The sequence below is a fragment of the Streptomyces sp. NPDC051909 genome, from assembly GCF_040681095.1.
Taxonomy (GTDB): domain Bacteria; phylum Actinomycetota; class Actinomycetes; order Streptomycetales; family Streptomycetaceae; genus Streptomyces.
In genome coordinates this window covers 95,671-118,998 of sequence record NZ_JBFAYA010000002.1, presented here as the reverse complement: position 1 = coordinate 118,998, position 23,328 = coordinate 95,671, and the positions used below count along the sequence as shown (strand labels likewise).

Genomic DNA, 23,328 nt, shown 5'->3' with positions numbered 1-23,328 from the left:
CCCGTCCCGTACGGCCGGACGTTCACCACCGCGCCCTCTCCCGCAGCCCCCGGCGGTGCAGTCGATGCCGGTGCAGGAGCCCGGCACCCGTCCGGCCCGCCCGCTGCCGTACCAGCCGGACGCCTCGGCCACGGTGGGCGACGGCGCGCTCACGGTCGCGCTGCGCAACCGCGGGCGGGCGAGCGCGCACTTCGCGCTCTATCCGTACGCGGGCGAGTTCGCCGTCCCGCAGCACAAGGACGTCAGGGGCGAGGCGCAGTGGAAGGTCCCCCTTACCGGTGATCGTTACCGCTTCACGATCACCGGGCCCAACGGCTTCCGCCGCGAGTTCGAGGGCCCCGCGGCCGGCGGCGCCGGACTGGCCTCGCGCGTCGACCACCACGACCGTGACCTGCACCTCACCGTCCGCAACGACACACAGGGCCCCGTCACCTTCACCGTCCGCCCGCTCGGGTACGTGGACGCCGACGACCTCGCGGACTGGAGCCGCACCGTCACCGTGAAGCCCGGCCGCTCCCGTACCGTCGTGCACTCCGCCGCCGACGCGCACGGCTGGTACGACATCGAGGTCACCGGCCCCGACGGCTTCCGGCGCCGGCTGATGGGCCACATCGAGAACGGGCGCCCGAGCGTCTCCGGCTGAGCCGGCCGCACGGTGCACAGGAGGGGGTGAGGGGCCGGAAGCCACGGCTCCTTATCCCCCTCCGACATCCCTGTGAGGATCGCCACGAAACGGACAAACGATCACGATTGGCTGTAACAGTGGGCGGAGCACTGACCCACCCCCAGGGGAGAACCTTCGTTGGCAGCCATCGCCCGGTGGTGCGTGAAGCACCGCCTCGTCGCCGTTCTTCTCTGGCTCGTCGCCCTCGGCGGAGCCGTCACCGGAGCGGCGCTCGCCGGTAGCGCGTACTCCAACGACTACGAGGTGCCCGGCACCGAGTCGGGCCGGGCCACCGCCCTCCTCGACCGCGGCTTCCACGGCGCCGGCGGCGACAGCGACACCATCGTCTGGCACACCGACCGCGGCAGCGTCCGCGCCCCCGACGTGGAACAGCGGATGACCGCGATGCTCCACAAGGTCGAGGACCTGCCCGGCATCGCCTCCGTCACCTCCCCGTACGGCTCCATCCCGGGCCAGATCAGCGAGGACGGGCGCACCGCCTACGCCGCCGTCACCTTCGACGCGCAGGCCGACGACATCCCGAAGGGCGAGGCGCAGGCCCTCGTCGACACCGCGAAGGCCGCCGCCACGGACGGGGTCCAGGTCGAGCTCGGCGGTGCCGCCGTCGGCGCCACCGTCACCGCCGGCGGGCACACGGCCGAGGCCGTCGGCGTGGCCGTCGCCGCCGTCGTCCTCTTCCTCGCCTTCGGCTCCCTCGCCGCCGCCGTGCTCCCCATCGCGACCGCCCTGGTCAGCGTCGGCACCGCCTACTCCGGGATCGTGCTCCTCGGGCATCTCATGACGGTCGCCGACTTCGCGCCCATGCTGGGCATGCTCATCGGCCTCGGCGTCGGCATCGACTACGCGCTGTTCATCGTGACCCGGCACCGCAAGGGCCTCAAACGCGGCCTGCCCGTGGCCGAGGCCGCCCGGATCGCCGTCGCCACCACCGGCCGCGCCGTGGTCTTCGCCGGCGCCACCGTCTGCATCGCCCTGCTCGGCATGCTCATCCTCAGACTCGGCTTCCTCAACGGCGTGGCCATCGCCGCCTCGCTCACCGTCGTCCTCACCGTCGCCGCCTCCGTCACCCTGCTGCCCGCGCTGCTCTCGCTCATCGGCATGCGCGCGCTGAGCCGCAAGGAACGCCGGCAGCTCGCCGAGCACGGCCCGCAGCCCGAGCTGCCCACCGGCTTCGCCGCCCGCTGGTCCGCCTTCGTCGAGCGCCACCCCAAGCTGCTCGGCGCGGCCGCCGCCGTCGTGATGCTCGTGCTCGCCCTGCCGACCTTCGCCCTCCACCTCGGCAGTTCCGACCAGGGCAACAACCCGGCCACCGCCACCACCCGCAAGGCCTACGACCTGATCGCCGAAGGCTTCGGACCCGGTGCGAACGGGCCGCTCACCCTCGTCGCCGAGCTCGACGGCGCCGACGACCGGGTCGCCCTCGACGCCCTGCCGGCCCGCCTCGCGCACACCGAGGGCGTCGAGTCGGTCTCCCCGATCACGTACAACGGCCCCGGCGACACCGCCGTCCTCACCGTCGTCCCCGACTCCTCGCCGCAGTCGAAGGCCACCAGCGAGCTGGTCGACCGGCTCCGCCACGACGTGCTGCCGACCGCCGAGGACGGCAGCTCGCTCCAGGTCCACGTCGGCGGCGTCACCGCCTCCTTCGACGACTTCGCCGAGATCATCGTCGGCAAGCTGCCGCTCTTCGTCGGCGTGGTGATCGCGCTCGGCTGCGTCCTGCTGCTGCTCGCCTTCCGCTCGATCGGCATCCCGCTCAAGGCCGCCCTGATGAACGTCATGGCCGTCGCCGGAGCCTTCGGCGTGGTCGTCACGATCTTCCAGTGGGGCTGGGGGAGCGAGCTGCTCGGTCTCGGCAGCGCCGGGCCCATCGAGCCCTTCCTGCCCGTGATCATGGTCTCGGTGCTCTTCGGCCTCTCCATGGACTACCAGGTCTTCCTGGTCAGCCGGATGTACGAGGAGTGGCTGGAGACCGGCGACAACCGGCGCGCGGTCCGCGTCGGCCTCGCCGAGACCAGCCGGGTGATCAACTCGGCGGCGGTCATCATGATCTCCGTCTTCCTCGCCTTCGTCCTCTCCGGCGACCGGGTCATCGCGATGTTCGGCATCGCGCTCGCCGCCGCCGTCGCCCTCGACGCCTTCGTCCTGCGCACCCTTCTCGTCCCCGCCCTCATGCACATGCTCGGCGGCGCCAACTGGTGGCTGCCCCGCTGGCTGGACCGCCGACTGCCGCGGATCAGCATCGAGCCGCCGGAGTGCCGCGTGGCCGCCGACGCCCGTGCGAAGATCGCCGCAGAGGCCCGGGAAGCCCTGGAGGCCTCGGAGCCCGCGCGGATACCCGCACAGCGGGTGCTCACGGCGACGCAGGCGGAGGAGACCGAGGATGTTCGCGATACCACTGGGTGACGACGGCGCCGAGCTCACCCCGCTCGCCCCCTGGCAGGCGGACGAGTTCCTCGCCCACATCGACCGCGGCCGGGACTTCATCGGCGCCCACGTCGGCCTCCCGGACATCGTCACCGACCTCGACTCCGCCCGCGCCCACCTCACCCGCTACGCCGACCGGGCCGCCCGCGACGCCGGCTACCTCTACGGCATCCGGGTCGACGGCCTCCTCGTCGGCGGCGTGCTCTTCGTCCACTTCGACGCGACGGCCGGGACGGCCGAGGCCGGCTGCTGGGTCGAGCCGGCGTACGCGGGCCGGGGCCTGGTCACCCGCGCCTGCCGGGCCATCATCGACTGGGCGGTCGAGCGGCGCGGCATCCACCGCGTCGAATGGCAGGTCTCGCCCCTGAACACGCCCAGCATCGCCGTCGCCCGCCGCCTCGGCATGACCAAGGAGGGCGTGCTGCGCGAGAACTACCCCTACCGCGGCAAGCGCAACGACACCGAGATCTGGTCCGTGCTCGCGCCGGAATGGCGCGCCGCGAAGGAGGCCTGAGGCCTCTGAGGCCGGACCCGAGGGCCGGACCCCGAGCGCCCTAAGGCCCCCTGAGGTACGTCTAAGGACCCCCGTACGCCGAACATGCGGCACTCTCCCGATGTGGCCGCACCCCCTGGGACACGACAGTAGAGGCATCGCAAGGAGCGATACCGAAGGCCGAGAACCCAGGGAGAACCTCATGTTCGCGTACGAACTCCACCAGGCCCGCCACAACGAGCTCGTCGCCCGGGCCGCCGCCCAGCGCCTCGCCCGGGAGGCCCGCAAGGCCGCCCGCAGCGGGCGCGACGAACCCGAGGGGCGGGTGAGCGCCCAGCGGCACCGCTTCGTCCGGGCCGCGTGACCCCGGGATGCCGCACGCCCCCCGTACGAGCGCACCGGCGGACGCCTGTGCGATGCTCGGCGCCGTGGAGACCAGGTCAGTCAGCCCCGTCTTCGTCGGCCGGGCCGGCGAACTCACCGCCCTCACCGAGGCGCTCTCCCGCGGCGGCGCGGGAGAGCCCCAGGCCCTCCTCCTCGGCGGCGAGGCCGGGGTCGGGAAGACCCGCCTCGTCGAGGAGTTCACCGCCCGCGCCCGCGCCGCCGGCGCCGTCGTCGCCCTCGGCGGCTGCGTCGAGATCGGCGCCGACGGACTGCCCTTCGCCCCCTTCTCCACCGCCCTGCGCGCGCTGCGCCGCGAACTGCCCGAGGAGTTCGCCGCGGCCGCCGCGGGACAGGAGGGCGAACTCGCCCGCCTCCTCCCCGAACTCGGCGACCCCGCGGGCCACGAACCCGCCGCCGAGGAGGCCACCGCCCGCCTCTTCGAACTCACCGTACGGCTCCTCGAAGGCCTCGCCGCCGAGCGCACCGTCGCGCTCGTCCTGGAGGACCTGCACTGGGCCGACGCGTCCACCCGGCACCTGCTCGCCTACCTCTTCCGCACCCTCGCCCACGGCCGCATCACCGTCGTCGCCACCTACCGCGCCGACGACATCCACCGCCGCCATCCGCTGCGCCCGCTGCTCGCCGAACTCGACCGGCTGCGCTCCGTCCGCCGCATCGAACTCGCCCGCTTCACCCGCGCAGAGGTGCACCGCCAGCTCACCGGCATCCTCGCCGCCGAACCCGACCCCGCCCTCCTCGACCAGGTCTTCGCCCGCTCCGACGGCAACGCCTTCTTCGTCGAGGAACTCATCGCCTCCCACGAGTCCGGCTGCGCCGCCGGCGCGCTCAGCGACTCCCTGCGAGACCTGCTCCTGGTCCGCGTCGAAACCCTGCCCGAGGCCGCCCAGCGGGTCGTCCGGATCGCCGCCGAAGGCGGCTCCACCGTCGGCTTCGACCTGCTCGCCGCCGTCGCCGGACTGCCCGAGGACACCCTCATCGAGGCCCTGCGCGCCGCCGTCGGCGCCAACATCCTGCTCGCCGCCCCCGACGGCGACGGCTACCGCTTCCGCCACTCCCTGGTCCGCGAGGCCGTCAGCGACGACCTGCTGCCCGGCGAACGCTCCCGGCTGCACCGGCGCTACGCCGAGGCCCTGGAGGCCGACCCCGCGCTCGTCCGCGCCGACGAACGCGCTACCCGGCTCGCCACGTACTGGTACCACGCCCGCGACGCCGCCCGCGCCCTGCCCGCCGTCCTGCGCGCCTCCGTCGAGGCCCGCAAGCGCTACGCCTACGCCGAACAACTCCGGCTCCTCGAACGGGCCATGGAACTCTGGGACGAGGCCCCCGACGAGGTCCGCGCCGCCCTGCGCCCCCTCGACTACGCCGATTCCTACCCTGCCTGCGGCTGCGACCCCGAGACCCCGCTGCGCCATCTCGACCTGCTCGCCGAGGCCGCCGTCGCCGCCCGGCTCTCCGGCGAACGCGAACGCGCCCTCAAGATCGGCCGCACCGCGCTGCGGATCCTCGACAGCGGGGAGGAGCACGACCCGCTGCGCGCCGCCTGGTTCTACGTCGAACGCGCCCGCCTCCAGTCCGCCCTGGCCCGCGGCGACGGCTGGGCCGAGATCGCCCGCGCCCAGGAACTCGTCCGCGGCCTGCCGCCGTCCGCCGTGCACGCCGTGGTCCTCGGCGTCGCCGCCGGCTGGGGCATGCTCCGCAACCCCGGCCCCGAGGCCGTCGCCGACGCCGAACGCGCCGTCGAATACGCCCGGTTGGTCAAGGCCGAGGCCATCGAACTCGCCGCCCGTGGCACCCTCGGCACCCTCATGGTCGCCTCGGGCGACCCCGAGGCGGGACTCGCCCAGCTCCACGAGGTACGCGAACGGACCCTGGCCCTCGGCCAGTTCCACGAGGCCTCGCGCACCTACGTCAACATCTCCTCCGTCCTCGAAGGCCTCGGCCGCTCCCGGGAGGCCGTCGAGGTCGCCACCGCCGGCATCGAATCCGCCCGCGCCCACGGCCTCGTCGACAGCGTCGGCTGGGTCCGCGCCAACCTCGCCGAGTCCCTGCTCTCCCTCGGCGAGTGGGACCGGGTGCAGGAGGAGACCGAGGCGCTGCTCCGCACCGGGGCCGGCGCCTCCAAGCCGGGCGTCACCGCGCAGCTGCTGCTCGCCCACCTCGCCGTCGTCCGGGGCGAACCGGCCCAGGCCACCGCCCGGCTGTCCGAGGCGGCCGCCCGCTACGGCAGCCGCGACCCGATCCCGCAGTACACGCTTCCGATGGCCGAGGTGACGGCTCACATCGCCGCCGCCGAGGGCAGGCTCGACGACGTACGGGCGGGGTTCGCCGCGGCGGTCGCGGACGGGTGCCCGCCCGGCACCCACCGCTACGGCTGGCCGCTCGCCGCCGCCGCCGTCACCGCGGAGGCCGACGCCCGGGGCCTGCCCGCCGCAGCCGAGGGCCGCGCCGAGGCCCTCGACCGGATCCGCCGTTTCGTACGCGGCATGGCCGCGCCGGCGCCCGTCTGGCAGGCGTACTCCCTGCATGTCTCCGCCGAGCTGGCCCGCGCCGAGGGCCGGGACAGCGCGGAACGCCGGGCGGAGGTCCTCGCCGCCGTCGAGCCGCTCGACCGGCCCTACGAGCTGGCCATGGCCCGGCACCGCCTCGCCGACGCGCTGCTCGCCGACGGCGGCCGGCGGGAGGAGGCCGCCGCCCTGCTCCGCGCCGCCCACGCCACCGCCGTACGCCTCGGAGCACAGCCGCTGCGCGAGGACGTCGAACTGCTCGCCGCCCGTGCCCGCCTCGCCCCGCCCTCCGCCGCCCCGGACACCCCGGAGCGGCCGGAACCGGAAGGCGACGCCTTCGGCCTCACCCCGCGCGAACAGGACGTCCTGCGGCTGGTCGCCGCCGGGCGCACCAACCGCCAGATCGCCGAGGAGCTCTTCATCTCGCCGAAGACGGCGAGCGTCCACGTCTCCAACATCCTCGCCAAACTGGGCGTCGCGGGGCGGGGCGAGGCGGCGGCGCTGGCCCACCGGCTGCGGCTGCTGGACGGGCTCCCGGCCGAGGGCCGGTGAGCCATACTGGAGACGGCCACCACACGCGGAGGAACTGTGTTGTACCAGATCGAGTTCACGGAGCGTGCCGCCGCGCAGCGGGACGCCCTGCCCGAGGAGCGCCGCAAGCTCCTTGAGCGCGGCCTGCTCAAGCTCGCCGAGGACCCGTTCACGCCGGTGTCCCAGGCCGTCAGCGGCGAGGACATCCGGGTCGTCTCGGTGTCGCCCGGCCTCACAGTGGACTACATGGTTCACCGGGCCTTCCTGATCCTCGTCTCGGTCGCGATTCTCGACCAGTCGTTGATAGAGGAGTAGCCGAGGCGCGGCGTCAGCCGAGCTCCAGCCGCAGGATCCGGTCGTCGCCGGGACCCGGGGTGCCCCGGGAGTCGGTCTCGTTCGTCACCAGCCAGAGCCGATCGCCGCCCGCGGTCGCCTGGACCGTGCGCAGCCGTCCGTACTCACCCTCCAGGAACGCCACCGGCTCCCCGGATCGTTCCGCGCCGGAGAGCGGAATGCGCCACAGACGCTCGCCGCGCAGCCCGGCCATCCAGATCGCGCCCCGGGCGTACGCGATGCCGCTCGGGGAGGCCTCCGAGGTCGGCCACTGGGCCACCGGGTCGGTGTAGCCGGCCCGCCCGGCCGCGCCCTCCACCACCGGCCAGCCGTAGTTCCGGCCGGGCCGGATCAGGTTCAGCTCGTCCCAGGTGTTCTGGCCGAACTCCGACGCCCAGAGACGTCCGTCGGCGTCCCAGGCGAGGCCCTGGACATTGCGGTGGCCGTACGAGTAGACGAGGGAGTCCGGGAAGGGGTTGCCGGGCGCCGGGCGGCCCTCCGGAGTCATCCGCAGGATCTTCCCGCCGAGCGAGTCCCGGTCCTGCGCGAGGCCGGCCCGCCCGGTCTCGCCGGTCCCCGCGTACAGCATCCCGTCCGGGCCGAACGCGATCCGCCCGCCGTCGTGGACGAAGCCCTTGGGAAGGCCGGCGAGCACCGGCTCCGGCGCCCCGAGCCGGTCGCCCGCCCCGCCGCCGTACCGCATCCGGACGATCCGGTTGTCGGACCCGCCGGTCAGATACGCGTACACCCAGCCCTCCCGCACGGCCAGGCCGAGCAGCCCGCCCTCACCGCCCGGCTCGACCCCCGGCACCACGCCGAGCGGGGTCTGCCGGCCGGTGTGCCCGTCGACCCGGGTGACCGTCCGCTCGTCCCGTGACGACACGAGCAGGTCCCCGCCGGGCAGCTCCGCCAGACCCCACGGCGACTTCAGGCCCTCGGTGAGGGTGCCCGCGACCCGGACCGTGCCTGCGGCGGGGGAGCCGGTCGGCGCGGGCGCGGAGGACGCCGGCGGTGGGCTGGAGGGTGGGGCGGAAGGGGCGGAGGACGGCCCGGAGGAGCATCCGGCGGCGAACAGCAGCGCGGCCGCGCCGACCGCCAGTGCCCTGCCCGCCCGTGTCCTGCTGACGACTCGGCCTCGGCCCATGTCCCGATCCCTTCCGGCGGCGGCGTTCCGGCGGCTCCTTCCTTGATACACCGCCGGACCGACAGGGGCCCGGACACCACTCAGTCCCACGACCCCCGGGCCGCCGGAAGCGCCGCGATCTCCGTCAGGTCGGCGGCGTCGAGGACGAGCTCGGCCGCCCGGGCGTTCTCCACCGCCCAGCGCTCCCGCTTGGCGCCCGGGATCGGGACGACGTGCGGGCCCTGGGCGAGCACCCAGGCGAGGGCGACCTGCGCCGGGGTGACGTCCGCGCCGTGCCGGGCCGCGACCCGGCGCAGGCCGGCCACCAGCGGCTGGTTCGCGGCCATCATCTCGGCCGTGAACCGCGGGTGCCGGGCCCGCGGGTCGTCCTCCTCGAAACCGCCGCCGGGCGTCAGCGTGCCGGTGAGGAAACCACTGCCCAGCGGCATCGCGGCCAGGAAGCCCACACCCCGCGCCGCGCACCACGGCAGCAGCCGGTCGAGGGCCTCCGGCGACCACACCGACAGCTCCGCCTCGACCGCGCTCACCGGGAACACCTGCTGGATCCGCTCCAGCTGCCGGATCGTTCCGTCAAAGCCGCCGCCGGTCACCGGCCGCCGGAAGAACCGGGTCCGGGCGCCCACCGCGCACAATCCGAGCGCCCGCACCTTCCCGGCCCGTACGAGATCGGCCATCGCACCCCAGGTCTCCTCCACCGGCACCTCGGGGTCGGCCCGGTGCAGCTGGTAGAGGTCGATCACATCGGTCTGCAGCCGCCGCAGCGAGGCGTCGCAGGCCCGACGCACATAGCCGGGGCGCCCGTTGGCCACCACATGCCCGTCGCCCACGAGCAGCCCGCACTTCGTCGACACGAAGGCGTCCACCCGACGCTCCTTCAGCACCCGTCCGAGAAGCAGCTCGTTGGTGAACGGTCCGTACATGTCAGCGGTGTCGAGCAGGGTCGTCCCGGCGTCCAGGGCCGCGTGCACCGTGCGCAGGGAACGGTCGCCCCGCTGCTCGGAGGAGCTGTAAGCCCAGTTCATCGGCATGCACCCGAGCCCCACCGCACCCACCCCGAGCGCCGCCGCCCCGATCGTCCTGCGCTCCACGTGCCGCTACCCCTCCCTGTGCAGCCCCCAAAGTAACCAATGGCGCGCGGGATTCTTCGCATAGCCTCCCGGTCATGACACTCGATGACACCGCCGCTGACGTGTGGCTTCCGATTCCCGCCGACGAGATCGACGGACTTCCGGAGCCGGGCGCGTCGGGCCTGAACTACCGCTTCTGGGACGGCGGGCCGGACTTCCCGGCCGATCCCGCGCGGTGCGCCTTCTACGTCGTGCCCTACATGAAGGGCGAGGAGATCGCGGTCCGTCCGCTCGCCGGGATGTCCTCGGTGCGCGCGGTGCAGACGCTCTCCGCCGGAGTCGACCATGTCACGCCCGGCATCGGCGCGCTGCGCTCCGGCGTGCGCCTGTGCAACGCCAGGGGCGTGCACGAGGCCAGCACCGCGGAGCTCACCCTCGCGCTGATCCTCGCCTCGCTGCGCGGCATTCCCGGCTTCGTGCGCGGTCAGGACGCGGAGGAGTGGCGGTCCGGCTTCTACCCGGCGCTCGCCGACAAGTCCGTGCTGATCGTCGGGTACGGATCGATCGGCGCCGCCATCGAGGACCGGCTCGCTCCGTTCGAGTGCGCGCGGATCGTCCGCGTCGCGCGCTCGGCGCGCACCACCGCGCGCGGGCCGGTGCTTCCGCTGTCCGAACTGGCCGCGCAACTGCCGCAGGCCGATGTGGTCGTGCTGTCGACCCCGCTCACCCCCGAGACCCGGCAGCTGGCCGGCGCGGACTTCCTCGCCCGGATGAAGGACGGGGCCCTCCTGGTCAACGTGTCGCGCGGCCCGGTGGTGGACACCGCCGCGCTCCTGAAGGAGGTCGAGAGCGGCCGGATCCGTGCGGCACTCGATGTCACCGACCCGGAACCGCTGCCGGCCGGGCACCCCCTGTGGCACGCTCCCGGTGTGCTGGTGAGCCCCCATGTGGGCGGCTCCACCTCGGCGTTCATGCCGCGCGCCAAGCGTCTGATCGCGGCGCAGCTGACCCGCTTCGCCGCGGGTGAGGACCTGGCCAACGTGGTCCTCACCACCTGAGCCGGCGCCCCGGGGGCGTGCGCCCCCCGAGTGCGCTCCTCATGAGCCCCCTGGTCGTCACGGAGAGTACTCCACCCCTGTCCCTGAGTGACGATCCTGGTGTATGGTCCCGGAGCGGGGGACTGCGTCGAGAACGGGCAGACGCTGGGGAGCGAGAGTGACGGGACATCAGATTCCGAGGGGGGCGACGGGTGGAGCACGGCCGAGCGACCGACGATCCGACGCGACGGTGCCGCCGCCGGCCGCCCCGCGTCTCGCGGCCGCCCTGCCGGGCCGGCCGGTGCCGGACCAGCCCGCCCGCGCCTCAGGACCCGCCGCGGACGGCCGCGGCGCCCACCCGCCGACCGGCCCCGGCCCCGGCGCAGTGGCCGTGCCCGCGCCCCGCGCGGCCGGCACCCGCTGCGAGGAGCGCGGCGAGCCGTCCGGCGGCTGCGGCAGCCACGCCGTACCGCGCTCCGAAGGCCCCGCCGACGCCCTCGCGGCGCAGCCGCATCCCGGCGAGGCCCCGGAGGAGCGGATGAGCACCGCCGCGCTCACCGCCCCCGTCGCCCCCGGCGCCGCCGGACCCGGCTCCGGACCGGGCGCCGGCTCCGGGGCACCCGTACCCGGGCGCGGGCGGCGTCCCGGGCGGCCCCGTCCCGGCGCGGGCGGGGTCCTCGGGCAGGTCGGCCTCGGCCTGGTCTGCGGCGGCTATGCCACCGGCGCCGCCGTCGGCTGGGGTTCCGCGGACCTCGCCCTCGTCATGGGCGACTTCGGGCTGAGCGCCGCCGCGCTCACCGCCGCCGTCTCCTGCTTCCTGTACGCCCGGGGCCGGGGCCGCGCCTTCCGCCCCGCCTGGTACCTCTTCGCCTTCTCGTCCTTCATGGCCGCCGCCGGGAACGCCGTCTGGGGGTGGTACGAGGTCGTGCTCCGCCGCGGGGTGCCCAGCCCCTCCGCCGCGGACCTCTGCTTCCTGCTCTTCGCCCCGCCCGCCATCGTCGGGCTGCTCGTCCTCGCCAAGAAGCCCGTCACCAAGGCCGGCTGGGTCTGCCTCGGCCTCGACTCCTGGCTGATCGGCGGCTCCCTGCTCACCCTGTCCTGGAGCCTCGCCCTCGCGCACACCGCGTACGTGCCGGGCGAGAGCGTCGCCCGCGCGGCGCTCTCCCTCGCGTACCCCCTGCTCGACATCGTGCTCGTCAGCATGGTGCTCGCGCTGCACTTCCGCCGCTCCCACTTCAACCGCTCGGCCGTCCACACCGCCATCGCCGCGCTCGCCCTGACCGTGCTGTGCGACGCGCTGTTCACCTCGCCGCTGCTGCGCGAGCACTACAGCTCCGGCCAGCTCCTCGACGCCGGCTGGTTCGCGGGCTCCCTGCTGCTCGCGTACGCCCCCTGGGGCGTGCGCCGGCATGTCGACCCCGGCCCCGCCGCCCGCGCCCGGCACCCGCACAGCCGCCCCCTCGCCGGCTCGCTCGCCGCGCTCACGCCGTACCTCGCGGCCGCCGTCTGCACCCTGAGCATCCTCTACAACGTCGTCGAGGGCCGCAGCGTCGACCGCGTCGTCGTCCTCACCGGATGCACGGTCGTGCTCGCGCTGGTCGTCCGGCAGGGCATCATGCTGCTCGACAACATCGCCCTCACCCACGAACTGGCCCAGAAGGAGAACCACTTCAGGTCGCTCGTGCAGGGCTCCAGCGACGTCATCATGATCGCCGCGCCCACCGGCATACTGCGCTACGTCAGCCCGGCCGCCGCCGGGGTGTACGGCCGCGAGGCCGAGGAGCTGATCGGCTCCGAACTGGCCTCCCTCATCCACCCCGAGGACCTCGGCGGCGTCGTCCACGAGGTGCGCCGCTTCCTGGCCGCCCCGCCCTCCGAGGAGCCCACCACCCGGATCGAGTGCCGCTTCCGCTCCGGCCGCGGCGACTGGCTCAACGTCGAGTCCACCGTCAACCGGCACCAGGGCGGGCTGATCTTCAACAGCCGCGACGTGACCGAACGGGTCCGGCTCCAGGCCCAGTTGCGCCACAACGCCGAGCACGACCCGCTCACCGACCTGCCCAACCGGGCCCTTTTCACCGAGCGGGTGCGCGGCGCGCTGAGCGGCCGCCGCGCCACCGACATCGGCACCGCCGTGCTCTTCATCGACCTCGACGGCTTCAAGGCGGTCAACGACCGGCTCGGCCACCAGGCCGGCGACGAACTCCTCGTACAGGCCGGCCGCCGGCTCCAGGAGTCCGTGCGGGCCGGGGACACCGCGGCCCGGCTCGGCGGCGACGAGTTCGCCGCGCTCATCCTCGGCGACGGCAACCGCGACCGGGCCGACCGCGAGTGCCGGGTGGCCGAGATCGCCGACCGGCTGCGGGCCACGCTCTCCCAGCCGTACCGCGTGGACGGCGCCAACGAGGTGCGGGTCGCCGCCTCCATCGGCGTCGCCTTCGCCGAGCCCGGGATCAGCGCGGGCGACCTGCTGCGCAACGCCGACCTCGCCATGTACCGGGCCAAGGCCGCCGGCAAGGACCGGGTCGAGCTCTACGCCCCGCAGATGCAGGCCGAGGTCGTACGCCGCACCGAGCTCGCCACCCGGTTGCGCACCGCTCTGCACGACGGCGAGTTCGCCCTGCTCCACCAGCCCGTGGTCGATCTGAGCACCGGCCGGATCGCGGCCGTCGCCGCCCAGGCCCGCTGGCGCTCCGCCCAGGGCATCCTCTTCACTCCGGCCGAGTTCCTGCGGGTCGCCGAGGACGGCGAGCGCACCGCCGAGCTCGGCCGCCGGCTCCTGGAGGAGGCCGTCGAGCAGGCCGCCGAGCGGGCCGGGATCGGCCATCGTGCCCCGGTGACCGTGCGGCTCTCCGCCCGCCGGCTGCTCGACCGCTCCCTGCCGCTGGGCTCCGTCGAGTCCCTGCTCACCCGGCACGGGCTGCCCTCCGGCTCGTTGATCGTCGAACTCGCCGACAGCGACCCCCGGGACCCCCGGGTCTCCTTCGACGAGCTGGAGCAGCGCCTGGCGGCGCTGCGCCGGCTCGGCGTCAAGATCGCCCTGGACGGATTCGGCAGCGGACATGCCGCGATCAACGCCCTGCGGCGGCTCCCGGTCGACATACTGAAGCTGGACCGCGGCCTGGTCGAGGGCATCGTGGAATCGGCCAGACTGCGCAAGATCACCAGCGGGCTGCTCCGGATCGCCGGCGACCTCGGGATGCAGTCCGTGGCCGACGGCGTGGACATGCCCGAGCAGGTGCTCGCCCTGCGCTCCATGGGCTGCACCCACGGCCAGGGCATGGCGTTCTCCGGCCCGCTGGACGAGTACCGGCTGCGCAGGGCCCTGGTGCGGGACGAGTATCCGCTGCCCGGGGCGGTCCCGGTGAGCGCCGGAAACCGGCCCCCTGCCCGCTCACATGGTGAGACGCCCGTCCCACCCACTTGACAGTGGCAGTGCGTCGGCGAGAGGGTCAGTGCCATGCGCACCCGAATTCTCGTACTTGGACAGCGCGTCGGCTGAGGCAGGCCAAGGAAGGCCCGCCTGAAACGCACCCGACGCGCTCCCCTCGCTTGCCTATCGGCACGAGGGGTTTTTTGTTGCACCGGATCACCCCGAAGTCGTACCAAACCCTCGCAAAAACCTCTGCTTCGAGAAGAGAATGCTGATGACCGAGCAGGCCACCGGGCACCATCCGCAGCCGCGGACCCGTAGCGGCGCACAGCCCGCCACCACCGTCGAGCACGTCACGGGTGCGCAGTCCCTCATCCGCTCTCTCGAGGAAGTGGGCGCCGACACCGTCTTCGGCATTCCGGGCGGCGCGATCCTCCCGGCGTACGACCCGATGATGGACTCGAAGCGGGTGCGGCACATCCTGGTCCGCCACGAGCAGGGCGCGGGCCACGCCGCCACCGGTTACGCGCAGGCCACCGGCAAGGTCGGCGTCTGCATGGCGACCTCGGGCCCGGGCGCGACCAACCTGGTCACCCCGATCGCCGACGCCCACATGGACTCCGTCCCGCTGGTCGCGATCACCGGTCAGGTCTCCTCCAAGGCGATCGGCACGGACGCCTTCCAGGAGGCGGACATCTGCGGCATCACGATGCCGATCACCAAGCACAACTTCCTGGTCACCCGGGCCGAGGACATCCCGCGGACCATCGCCGAGGCCTTCCACATCGCCTCCACCGGCCGCCCCGGCCCGGTCCTGGTCGACATCGCCAAGGACGCCCTCCAGGCGAAGACCACCTTCAGCTGGCCGCCGCAGACCGAACTGCCCGGCTACCGCCCGGTGACCAAGCCGCACGCCAAGCAGATCCGCGAGGCCGCCAAGCTGATCACCGCCGCCAAGCGGCCCGTCCTGTACGTCGGCGGCGGCGTCCTGAAGGCCGGCGCCACCGCCGAGCTGAAGGTCCTCGCGGAGCTCACCGGCGCCCCGGTCACCACCACCCTGATGGCCCTGGGCGCGTTCCCCGACAGCCACCCGCTGCACGTGGGAATGCCGGGCATGCACGGTGCGGTCACCGCCGTCACCGCGCTGCAGAAGGCCGACCTGATCGTCGCCCTCGGCGCCCGCTTCGACGACCGCGTCACCGGCAAGCTGGACAGCTTCGCCCCGTACGCCAAGATCGTCCACGCCGACATCGACCCGGCGGAGATCGGCAAGAACCGCACCGCCGACGTCCCGATCGTCGGTGACGCCCGCGAGGTCATCGCCGACCTGGTCCAGGCCGTCCAGGCCGAGCACAGCGACGGCCACAAGGGTGACTACACCGCCTGGTGGAGCGACCTGAACCGCTGGCGCGAGACCTACCCGCTCGGCTACGACCTGCCGGAGGACGGCAGCCTCTCGCCGCAGCAGGTCATCGAGCGGATCGGCAAGCTCGCGCCCAAGGGCACGATCTTCGCCGCCGGCGTCGGCCAGCACCAGATGTGGGCCGCCCACTTCATCGACTACGAGCAGCCCGCGACCTGGCTCAACTCCGGCGGCGCCGGAACCATGGGCTACGCGGTCCCGGCCGCCATGGGCGCCAAGGCCGGCATGCCGGACCGCACGGTCTGGGCGGTCGACGGCGACGGCTGCTTCCAGATGACCAACCAGGAGCTCACCACCTGCGCGCTGAACAACATCCCGATCAAGGTCGCCATCATCAACAACGGCGCCCTCGGCATGGTCCGCCAGTGGCAGACCCTGTTCTACAACCAGCGCTACTCCAACACGGTCCTGCACTCCGGCCCGGAGGACGTCAACCCGGAGGCCAAGGGCACCCGTGTCCCGGACTTCGTGAAGCTCTCCGAGGCCATGGGCTGTGTCGCCCTGCGCTGTGAGGACCCGGCCGACCTCGACAAGGTCATCGAGCAGGCCAACGCCATCAACGACCGCCCGGTCGTGATCGACTTCATCGTCCACGAGGACGCGCAGGTCTGGCCGATGGTCGCCGCCGGCACCTCGAACGACGAGGTCATGGCCGCCCGGGGCGTCCGCCCCGACTTCGGCGACGGCGAAGACGACTGAGGCGAAGAGCGAAAGCGCGAACAGGAGACCCACACCATGTCCACCAAGCACACGCTCTCCGTCCTGGTCGAGAACACGCCCGGCATCCTCGCCCGGATCGCCGCCCTGTTCTCCCGCCGCGGCTTCAACATCGACTCGCTCGCGGTCGGTGTCACCGAGCACCCCGACATCTCCCGCATCACCATCGTGGTCGGTGTCGAGGACCTGCCCCTGGAGCAGGTGACCAAGCAGCTCAACAAGCTGGTCAACGTCCTGAAGATCGTCGAACTCGAGCCCAGCGCCGCGATCCAGCGCGAGCTCGTCCTGGTGAAGGTCCGCGCCGACAACGAGACCCGCTCCCAGATCGTCGAGATCGTCCAGCTGTTCCGCGCCAAGACCGTGGACGTCTCGCCCGAGGCGGTCACCATCGAGGCCACCGGTTCGAGTGACAAGCTGGAGGCGATGCTCAAGATGCTGGAGCAGTTCGGCATCAAGGAGCTCGTCCAGTCCGGCACGATCGCCATAGGGCGCGGGGCCCGGTCCATCACGGACCGCTCGCTGCGTGCCCTCGACCGCAGCGCCTGATACACCGCACGACACCAGGGGTCGACCGCCGGTCCGGCCGGCGGTCCGCCTGGCGAGACCCGACAACGTTCCTTCCGCACCCCGCCGTACGGTGGGACGCAACACCAGCACCTCAAGGAGATTTCCAGTGGCCGAGCTGTTCTACGACGCCGACGCCGACCTCTCGATCATCCAGGGCCGCAAGGTCGCGGTGATCGGTTACGGCAGCCAGGGCCACGCCCACGCGCTGTCGCTCCGTGACTCGGGTGTCGACGTCCGCGTCGGTCTGCACGAGGGCTCCAAGTCCAAGGCCAAGGCCGAGGAGCAGGGCCTGCGCGTGGTCACGCCCGCCGAGGCGGCCGCCGAGGCCGACGTGATCATGATCCTGATCCCGGACCCGATCCAGGCCAAGGTCTACGAGGAGTCCATCGCCCCGCACCTGAAGGACGGCGACGCCCTCTTCTTCGCCCACGGCTTCAACGTGCGCTTCGGCTTCATCAAGCCCCCGGCCGGCGTGGACGTCGCCCTGGTCGCCCCGAAGGGCCCCGGCCACCTGGTCCGCCGCCAGTACGAGGAGGGCCGCGGCGTTCCGGCGATCGCCGCCGTCGAGCAGGACGCCACGGGCAGCGCCTTCGCCCTGGCCCTGTCGTACGCCAAGGCCATCGGCGGCACCCGCGCCGGTGTCATCAAGACCACCTTCACCGAGGAGACCGAGACCGACCTCTTCGGCGAGCAGGCGGTGCTCTGCGGCGGCGCCTCCGCGCTCGTCAAGGCGGGCTTCGAGACCCTGGTCGAGGCCGGCTACCAGCCGGAGATCGCCTACTTCGAGTGCCTCCACGAGCTGAAGCTCATCGTCGACCTCATGTACGAGGGCGGCCTGGAGAAGATGCGCTGGTCGGTCTCCGAGACCGCCGAGTGGGGCGACTACATCACCGGTCCGCGCATCATCACCGACGCCACCAAGGCCGAGATGAAGCAGGTCCTCGCCGAGATCCAGGACGGCACCTTCGCCAAGAACTGGATGGACGAGTACCACGGCGGTCTGAAGAAGTACAACGAGTACAAGACCCAGGACGAGAAGCACCTCCTGGAGACCACCGGCAAGGAGCTGCGCAAGCTCATGAGCTGGGTGAACGACGAGGAGGCGTAAGCCTCCACCGGGGGTCCCCCCACGCCCCTCGGGCGTAGGGGGCGGGGCCGGACTACCTGTTGGTTCGGCCCCTTCCTCCACCCTTGGACACCCCGTCCAACCACGGAAGGGTGATCCTTCCAACGAGGCGCAGGAACCGTGCCTCCGCACCACTACACTGCTCAACAACATCGCGTCTGGCCCACAGCGTCGTGCGCTTTCACGCGGCAAGCCCCCTCCACCGCTGCGGCCGTCGGGACGGCCGTCCGCACCGTCTCTGTGAGGACTCAACGTGAGCTCGAAACCCGTCGTACTCATCGCTGAAGAGCTGTCGCCCGCCACCGTGGACGCACTGGGCCCGGACTTCGAGATCCGGCAGTGCAACGGCGCCGACCGCGCGGAGCTGCTCCCCGCGATCGCCGACGTCGACGCCATCCTGATCCGCTCCGCGACCAAGGTCGACGCGGAGGCCATCGCCGCCGCCAAGAAGCTGCGCGTCGTCGCGCGTGCCGGTGTCGGCCTGGACAACGTGGACGTCTCCGCCGCCACCAAGGCCGGCGTGATGGTCGTGAACGCCCCGACCTCCAACATCGTCACCGCCGCCGAGCTCGCCTGCGGTCTGCTCGTCGCCACCGCGCGCAACATCCCGCAGGCCAACACCGCGCTGAAGAACGGCGAGTGGAAGCGCTCGAAGTACACCGGCGTCGAGCTCAGCGAGAAGACCCTCGGTGTCGTCGGCCTCGGCCGCATCGGCGTCCTGGTCGCCCAGCGCATGTCCGCCTTCGGCATGAAGATCGTCGCCTACGACCCCTACGTGCAGCCGGCCCGCGCCGCCCAGATGGGCGTCAAGCTGCTGTCCCTGGACGAGCTGCTCGAGGTCGCCGACTTCATCACCGTCCACCTGCCGAAGACCCCGGAGACCCTCGGTCTCATCGGCGACGAGGCGCTGCACAAGGTCAAGCCCTCGGTCCGGATCGTCAACGCCGCGCGCGGCGGGATCGTGGACGAGGCGGCGCTGTACTCGGCGCTCAAGGAGGGCCGGGTCGCCGGCGCCGGCCTCGACGTGTACGCGAAGGAGCCCTGCACGGACTCCCCGCTCTTCGAGCTCGACCAGGTCGTCTGCACCCCGCACCTCGGCGCCTCCACGGACGAGGCCCAGGAGAAGGCGGGCATCGCGGTCGCCAGGTCGGTGCGCCTGGCGCTCGCCGGCGAGCTCGTCCCGGACGCGGTCAACGTCCAGGGCGGCGTCATCGCCGAGGACGTGAAGCCGGGTCTGCCGCTGGCCGAGAAGCTCGGCCGGATCTTCACCGCCCTGGCCGGCGAGGTCGCCTCCCGCCTGGACGTCGAGGTGTACGGCGAGATCACCCAGCACGATGTGAAGGTGCTCGAACTCTCCGCGCTCAAGGGCGTGTTCGAGGACGTGGTCGACGAGACCGTGTCGTACGTCAACGCCCCGCTGTTCGCGCAGGAGCGCGGTGTCGAGGTGCGCCTGACCACGAGCTCCGAGTCGCCCGACCACCGCAACATGGTCACCGTGCGCGGCACGCTCTCGAACGGCCAGGAGGTCTCGGTCTCCGGCACGCTCGCGGGCCCGAAGCACCTGCAGAAGATCGTCGCGGTCGGCGACTACGACGTGGACCTGGCGCTCGCCGACCACATGGCGGTGCTGCGCTACGAGGACCGTCCGGGCGTCGTCGGCACGGTCGGCCGGATCCTCGGCGAGGCCGGTCTGAACATCGCGGGCATGCAGGTCTCCCGCACGGTGGAGGGCGGCGAGGCGCTCGTCGTGCTCACCGTCGACGAGACCGTCCCGGCGCCGGTCCTCGCGGAGATCGCGGAGGAGATCGGCGCGGCCTCGGCCCGCTCGGTCAACCTGGTCTGACCTTCCCGCGAGGGACCCGTACCCGGTCACTAGACATCCGTCTTACACGGGCGTCTAGCGGCCGGGTACAGTGCTGTCATGGGACACAAGGAAGACCTGCTGGAGGGCGCCAAGCGCTGCCTCCTGGAGAAGGGGTACGGGCGCACCACCGCCCGCGATGTCGTGGCCGCCTCCGGCACCAACCTCGCCTCCATCGGCTACCACTACGGCTCCAAGGACGCCCTGCTCCAGCAGGCCTTCCTCGCGCTCACCGAGGAGTGGGGGGAGTCGGTCGGCGGGGCCGACGCCGAGGGCGGCGGGAAGCTCCCCGCCGATCCGTACGAGCGCTTCCGCGCCGTCTGGGAGCGCCTGATCGACGCCGCCGAGGCCAGCCGCCCGGTCTGGAAGCTCCAGACCGAGGTCGTCACCCGCCTCGACGACGACGAGAAGCTCCGCGAGGCGATCAAGGAGCCGCAGCGGGAGGGCCGGCTCGGCATGGCCGAGGGCATGCTCGGCATCGACCCGGAGGCGGACCCCGAGAAGGCCCGGGTCGCCGGCCTGCTCATGCAGGCCCTGGCGGCCGGTGTGATGATCCAGTGGGTGGTCGACCCGGAGACCGCGCCGACCGCGGACGACCTGACCGAGGGTCTCAAGGTGCTGATGGGGGAGTAGGGGGGACTCTCGGCCCGCCCGGTCCGTCCGGTGGCGCTCCGCGAGCCTGGCCGAGCGGCACTTCGAGCTGGTCGGCCGGCTGCTCGCCCAGGCCCTGGAGGAGTCCGAGACCACCGGCGAGCCCGCCAGGGCGTGTGTCGGAAGTCCCGTCTGCCGGGAGGCGCCCTGCACGCACGCTCGCTGCGTTGTCAGTCGTCGGCGCAGCACGCTGCGCTCTCTCCCCCTGGGCCTTGGCGGCCCGGGTGGTGCCCCCACCCTCCGCCTTGCGAGCGCACGCACCGGACGCCTCCCGGCCCGCCCTGCGGGCGGACTGGGGGTACGCCCCCTGGCTTCGCCGGGGGTACCCCCACCCGGCGAAGCCAGGGGGAGCTACTTCCGACACACGCCCTAGGCCTCCCCGAACTCCCCTGCCGAGCCCGTCCGCCCCGCCCCGACCGGAGGTCCCCACCCCGTGGCCGAACTGCGTCTGTCCCCGACCTGGCCCCACCCCGACACCCCGCCCCCCGCCCGCCGTACGCCCTGGCTGCGCGACGCCCTCGCCGCCGAGGCCGCGACCGAAGCCGACCGCACACCGCCGCTCACCGACGAGATCCGGTGCGACGTGTGCGTGGTCGGCGGCGGCTTCACCGGACTGTGGACGGCGCTGGAGATCCTGCGCCGCGCGCCCGGCACCGACATCGTCCTCGTCGAGGCCGATGTGTGCGGCGGCGGTGCCTCCGGCGCCAACGCCGGCTTCCTGATGCCCATGTGGGCCCGCTTCAGCAGTCTGGTCGCGATCGGCGGCCTCGGCGAGGCACGCCGGATCGGCGAGGCCTCCGCCGCCGCCGTCGACGAGATCGTCGACTTCGCCGCCACCCACGGCATGGACATCGAGCACCGCCGCGGCCCCTGGATGTGGGCCGCCTCCTCGCCCGGCCAGCGCGGCGCCTGGCAGCGGACCCTGGACGACCTGAACCGGGCCGGGATCGAACCGCTGCACCGGATCACCGCCGCCGAGGCCCGCGAGACCGTCGGCACCCGCCACCACTACGGGGCGGTGCTCGACCCCGGCTGCGTCACCCTCCAGCCCGCCCGGCTGACCCGGGGGCTGCGCCGGGTCGCCCTGGACGCGGGCATCCGGATCCACGAACGCACCCCGCTCACCGCGCTGCGCGCCGCACCGGGGGGCACCGTCCGCGCCCGCACCCCGTACGGCGCCGTCCACGCCGACAAGGTCGTGCTCGCCGTCAACGCCTGGGCCGGGCAGCTCGAAGACCTCGGCCGCCGCATGGTCACCGTGGCCAGCGACACCGTCCTGACCCGGCCGGTGCCGGAGCGCCTCAAGGCCCTCGGCTGGGACGGCGAGGTCTCGGTCTGCGACTCCCGGCGGCGCCTGAACTACTACCGCACCACCCCCGACGGGCGGCTGCTCTTCGGCAAGGGCGGCTCCGGCGTCGCCTACGGCGACCTCGGACCCAGCACCCTGTGGGGCGACGCGCTGCGCCCCGCCGAACTGCGGGCCCACCTCGGCCGGCTCTTCCCCGAACTCGCCGACGCGCCCGTCGACATGAGCTGGACCGCGCCCGTGGAGTACTCGGTGACCCATCTGCCCTTCGCCGGATGGCTGAAGTCGGTGCCCGGTGTCTGCTACGCCACCGGCTACTCCGGCGACGGCGTCGGCCCCTCGCGGCTGATGGCCAAGGTCCTCGCCTCCCTCGTCCTCGGTACGCACGACGAGTGGTCGCGCTCCGCCTTCACCCGGGCGCCGGGCGGCTGGTTCCCGCCCGAGCCGGTGCGCACCCCGGGCGCGCGCCTGGTGCTTCCGGCGCTGCGGGCGATGGAGGCCCGGGAGGACCGCGGGGGCCGGGTGCCGGACCTGGTCAAGCGGCTGGTGGAGGTGTTCTGACCACGACCCCGGTCCTTCAGTCCGGGACGGCGCGGAAGCGGCGCCGGTACTCCATCGGCGTGGTGTCGAGCCGGCGGCGGAAGGCCCGGATCAGGGTGTCCGTCGTGTCGAACCCGCAGCTCGTGGTGATCCGTTCGAGCGTCGCGTCCGTCGACTCCAGCATGTTCCGGGCCCGTTCGACCCGCGCCGACTCGACGTAGGCGCTCGGGGTGGTCCCCAGCTCGGACTTGAAGATCCGGGTCAGCTGCCGCTCGCTGATGTGCGCGCTCGCGGCGAGGTCGGCGAGGGTGAGCCGGCCGCCCAGATTGCGGGTGACGTAGTGCCGCAGGTCCTCCACCCGACGGGTGGTGGAGACCGGTTCGAGCGGCACGCTGAACTGGCTCTGCCCGCTGGGCCGTTTCAGATACATCACCAGCTGCCGGGCCACCCGCAGCGCCGTCGCCTCGCCGAAGTCCTCGGCCACGAGCGCGAGCGACAGGTCCAGGCACGAGCTGATGCCGGCGCCGGTCCACACGTCGCCGTCCCGGACGAAGATCGGGTCGGCGTCGACCTCCACCGCCGGATGGTCGGCGGCGAGCTGCCCCGCCGTCGACCAGTGGGTGGTGGCCCGCTTGCCGTCGAGCAGCCCGGCGGCGGCCAGGATGTGCGCGCCGACGCAGACCGAGGTGACCCGTCGGGTCCGCGCGGCCAGTGTCTTCACCCAGGAGACCACCGCCGGGTCGACGAGCGCCCGCACCCGCCGCTCGCCGTCCGTCTCCACCGAACCGGGCACCAGAAGGGTGTCGATGCTCCGGGCCGCCGCCTCCTCGAAGGTCAGGTCCGGCAGCACGCGCACACCGGCCGAGGTGGTGACGGGCGCCGTCGACTCGGCGGCGAGGACGACCTCGTACCCCGTCGCGTCGTCCGTCTCGCGCCGCAGCAGGGCGAAGACCTCGGGCGGTCCGGTGACGTCGAGCAGGTCGACGCCCTCGAAGAGGACGATGACGACGAGTCGTCCGGCGCCGCTCACGATGACCCCCGTCCTCCCCGGCCGACCGGCCGGGGCTCTGTCCGCGCATGGTAGACGGCCGTGGCCGGCGCGCGGCCCGGGCACCGGCTGTTCACCTGCGGTGTGCCC

16 protein-coding genes and 1 pseudogene are annotated in these 23,328 nt (G+C 73.2%); 14 read left to right on the top strand and 3 right to left on the bottom strand.

All coding sequences use genetic code 11. The annotated features are described in order from the left end of the window. Positions 1-40: 40 nt before the first annotated feature. The 6 genes and pseudogenes from AB0M18_RS03540 to AB0M18_RS03515 form a co-directional block, all read left to right on the top strand. Positions 41-643, top strand: a pseudogene (locus AB0M18_RS03540) (phospholipase domain-containing protein); the annotation flags it as partial. Between the two features lie 159 nt (positions 644-802). Continuing rightward, positions 803-3,091 carry an MMPL family transporter gene (locus AB0M18_RS03535; RefSeq protein ID WP_365755136.1) on the top strand — a complete coding sequence of 763 codons (2,289 nt, stop codon included), beginning with the start codon at positions 803-805 and terminating at the stop codon, positions 3,089-3,091. Then, a complete protein-coding gene (locus AB0M18_RS03530) occupies positions 3,069-3,626 on the top strand; it encodes a GNAT family protein (RefSeq protein WP_365755135.1) in 558 nt (185 codons plus the stop codon). The genes AB0M18_RS03535 and AB0M18_RS03530 overlap by 23 nt, the downstream gene beginning before the upstream one ends. 181 nt (positions 3,627-3,807) lie before the next feature. Continuing rightward, positions 3,808-3,969 (top strand): hypothetical protein, encoded by a 162-nt coding sequence (locus AB0M18_RS03525; RefSeq protein ID WP_365755134.1) that lies wholly within the window; start codon positions 3,808-3,810, stop codon positions 3,967-3,969. Positions 3,970-3,976: 7 nt separating this feature from the next. Beyond that, positions 3,977-7,066: an AAA family ATPase gene (locus tag AB0M18_RS03520; protein ID WP_365755133.1), complete on the top strand. Its 3,090-nt coding sequence runs from the start codon at positions 3,977-3,979 to the stop codon at positions 7,064-7,066. A gap of 36 nt (positions 7,067-7,102) precedes the next feature. Then, on the top strand, positions 7,103-7,360 hold the full coding sequence (locus AB0M18_RS03515; protein WP_365755132.1) for a hypothetical protein: 258 nt from the start codon (positions 7,103-7,105) through the stop codon (positions 7,358-7,360). A gap of 13 nt (positions 7,361-7,373) precedes the next feature. Here AB0M18_RS03515 and AB0M18_RS03510 read toward each other — a convergent pair whose 3' ends face one another. Then, positions 7,374-8,522 (bottom strand): PQQ-dependent sugar dehydrogenase, encoded by a 1,149-nt coding sequence (locus tag AB0M18_RS03510; RefSeq protein ID WP_365755131.1) that lies wholly within the window; start codon positions 8,520-8,522, stop codon positions 7,374-7,376. A gap of 80 nt (positions 8,523-8,602) precedes the next feature. After that, on the bottom strand, positions 8,603-9,610 hold the full coding sequence (locus tag AB0M18_RS03505) for an aldo/keto reductase (RefSeq protein ID WP_365755130.1): 1,008 nt from the start codon (positions 9,608-9,610) through the stop codon (positions 8,603-8,605). Between the two features lie 74 nt (positions 9,611-9,684). Between AB0M18_RS03505 and AB0M18_RS03500 the strand changes: the two genes are divergently transcribed. The 8 genes from AB0M18_RS03500 to AB0M18_RS03465 all read left to right on the top strand — a co-directional run bounded on the left by AB0M18_RS03500 (position 9,685) and on the right by AB0M18_RS03465 (position 22,211). After that, the gene (locus AB0M18_RS03500; protein ID WP_365755129.1) at positions 9,685-10,647 is read left to right on the top strand and encodes a 2-hydroxyacid dehydrogenase; all 963 of its coding nucleotides are present in this window, start codon (positions 9,685-9,687) and stop codon (positions 10,645-10,647) included. A 517-nt stretch (positions 10,648-11,164) separates the two neighbouring features. Continuing rightward, entirely contained in the window at positions 11,165-14,053 is a 2,889-nt protein-coding gene (locus AB0M18_RS03495; protein WP_365755479.1) for an EAL domain-containing protein, read from the top strand. A gap of 214 nt (positions 14,054-14,267) precedes the next feature. Beyond that, the gene (locus AB0M18_RS03490) at positions 14,268-16,121 is read left to right on the top strand and encodes an acetolactate synthase large subunit (RefSeq protein WP_365755128.1); all 1,854 of its coding nucleotides are present in this window, start codon (positions 14,268-14,270) and stop codon (positions 16,119-16,121) included. A 36-nt stretch (positions 16,122-16,157) separates the two neighbouring features. Then, on the top strand, positions 16,158-16,685 hold the full coding sequence (gene ilvN, locus AB0M18_RS03485) for an acetolactate synthase small subunit (RefSeq protein WP_116158691.1): 528 nt from the start codon (positions 16,158-16,160) through the stop codon (positions 16,683-16,685). Between the two features lie 127 nt (positions 16,686-16,812). After that, positions 16,813-17,814: a ketol-acid reductoisomerase gene (gene ilvC, locus AB0M18_RS03480; RefSeq protein WP_365755127.1), complete on the top strand. Its 1,002-nt coding sequence runs from the start codon at positions 16,813-16,815 to the stop codon at positions 17,812-17,814. 271 nt (positions 17,815-18,085) lie between these two features. Then, complete coding sequence (gene serA / locus AB0M18_RS03475; protein WP_365755126.1) at positions 18,086-19,675, top strand: phosphoglycerate dehydrogenase; 1,590 nt, start codon at positions 18,086-18,088, stop codon at positions 19,673-19,675. A gap of 78 nt (positions 19,676-19,753) precedes the next feature. Then, on the top strand, positions 19,754-20,326 hold the full coding sequence (locus AB0M18_RS03470; protein WP_365755125.1) for a TetR/AcrR family transcriptional regulator: 573 nt from the start codon (positions 19,754-19,756) through the stop codon (positions 20,324-20,326). Between the two features lie 451 nt (positions 20,327-20,777). Continuing rightward, a complete protein-coding gene (locus AB0M18_RS03465) occupies positions 20,778-22,211 on the top strand; it encodes an FAD-binding oxidoreductase (RefSeq protein ID WP_365755124.1) in 1,434 nt (477 codons plus the stop codon). A gap of 16 nt (positions 22,212-22,227) precedes the next feature. Here AB0M18_RS03465 and AB0M18_RS03460 read toward each other — a convergent pair whose 3' ends face one another. Beyond that, positions 22,228-23,220, bottom strand: a complete 993-nt coding sequence (locus AB0M18_RS03460; protein ID WP_365755123.1) for a DJ-1/PfpI family protein — start codon at positions 23,218-23,220, stop codon at positions 22,228-22,230. Positions 23,221-23,328 lie beyond the last annotated feature (108 nt).

Excerpts from the sequence above, each read along its gene's own strand:
- AB0M18_RS03490 (WP_365755128.1), top strand. The coding sequence starts at position 14,268 with ATGCTGATGACCGAGCAGGCCACCGGGCACCATCCGCAGCCGCGGACC.
- AB0M18_RS03520 (WP_365755133.1), top strand. The coding sequence starts at position 3,977 with ATGCCGCACGCCCCCCGTACGAGCGCACCGGCGGACGCCTGTGCGATG.
- AB0M18_RS03470 (WP_365755125.1), top strand. The coding sequence starts at position 19,754 with ATGGGACACAAGGAAGACCTGCTGGAGGGCGCCAAGCGCTGCCTCCTG.
- AB0M18_RS03500 (WP_365755129.1), top strand. The coding sequence starts at position 9,685 with ATGACACTCGATGACACCGCCGCTGACGTGTGGCTTCCGATTCCCGCC.
- AB0M18_RS03525 (WP_365755134.1), top strand. The coding sequence starts at position 3,808 with ATGTTCGCGTACGAACTCCACCAGGCCCGCCACAACGAGCTCGTCGCC.
- AB0M18_RS03495 (WP_365755479.1), top strand. The coding sequence starts at position 11,165 with ATGAGCACCGCCGCGCTCACCGCCCCCGTCGCCCCCGGCGCCGCCGGA.
- AB0M18_RS03530 (WP_365755135.1), top strand. The coding sequence starts at position 3,069 with ATGTTCGCGATACCACTGGGTGACGACGGCGCCGAGCTCACCCCGCTC.
- AB0M18_RS03510 (WP_365755131.1), bottom strand. The coding sequence starts at position 8,522 with ATGGGCCGAGGCCGAGTCGTCAGCAGGACACGGGCGGGCAGGGCACTG.
- ilvN (WP_116158691.1), top strand. The coding sequence starts at position 16,158 with ATGTCCACCAAGCACACGCTCTCCGTCCTGGTCGAGAACACGCCCGGC.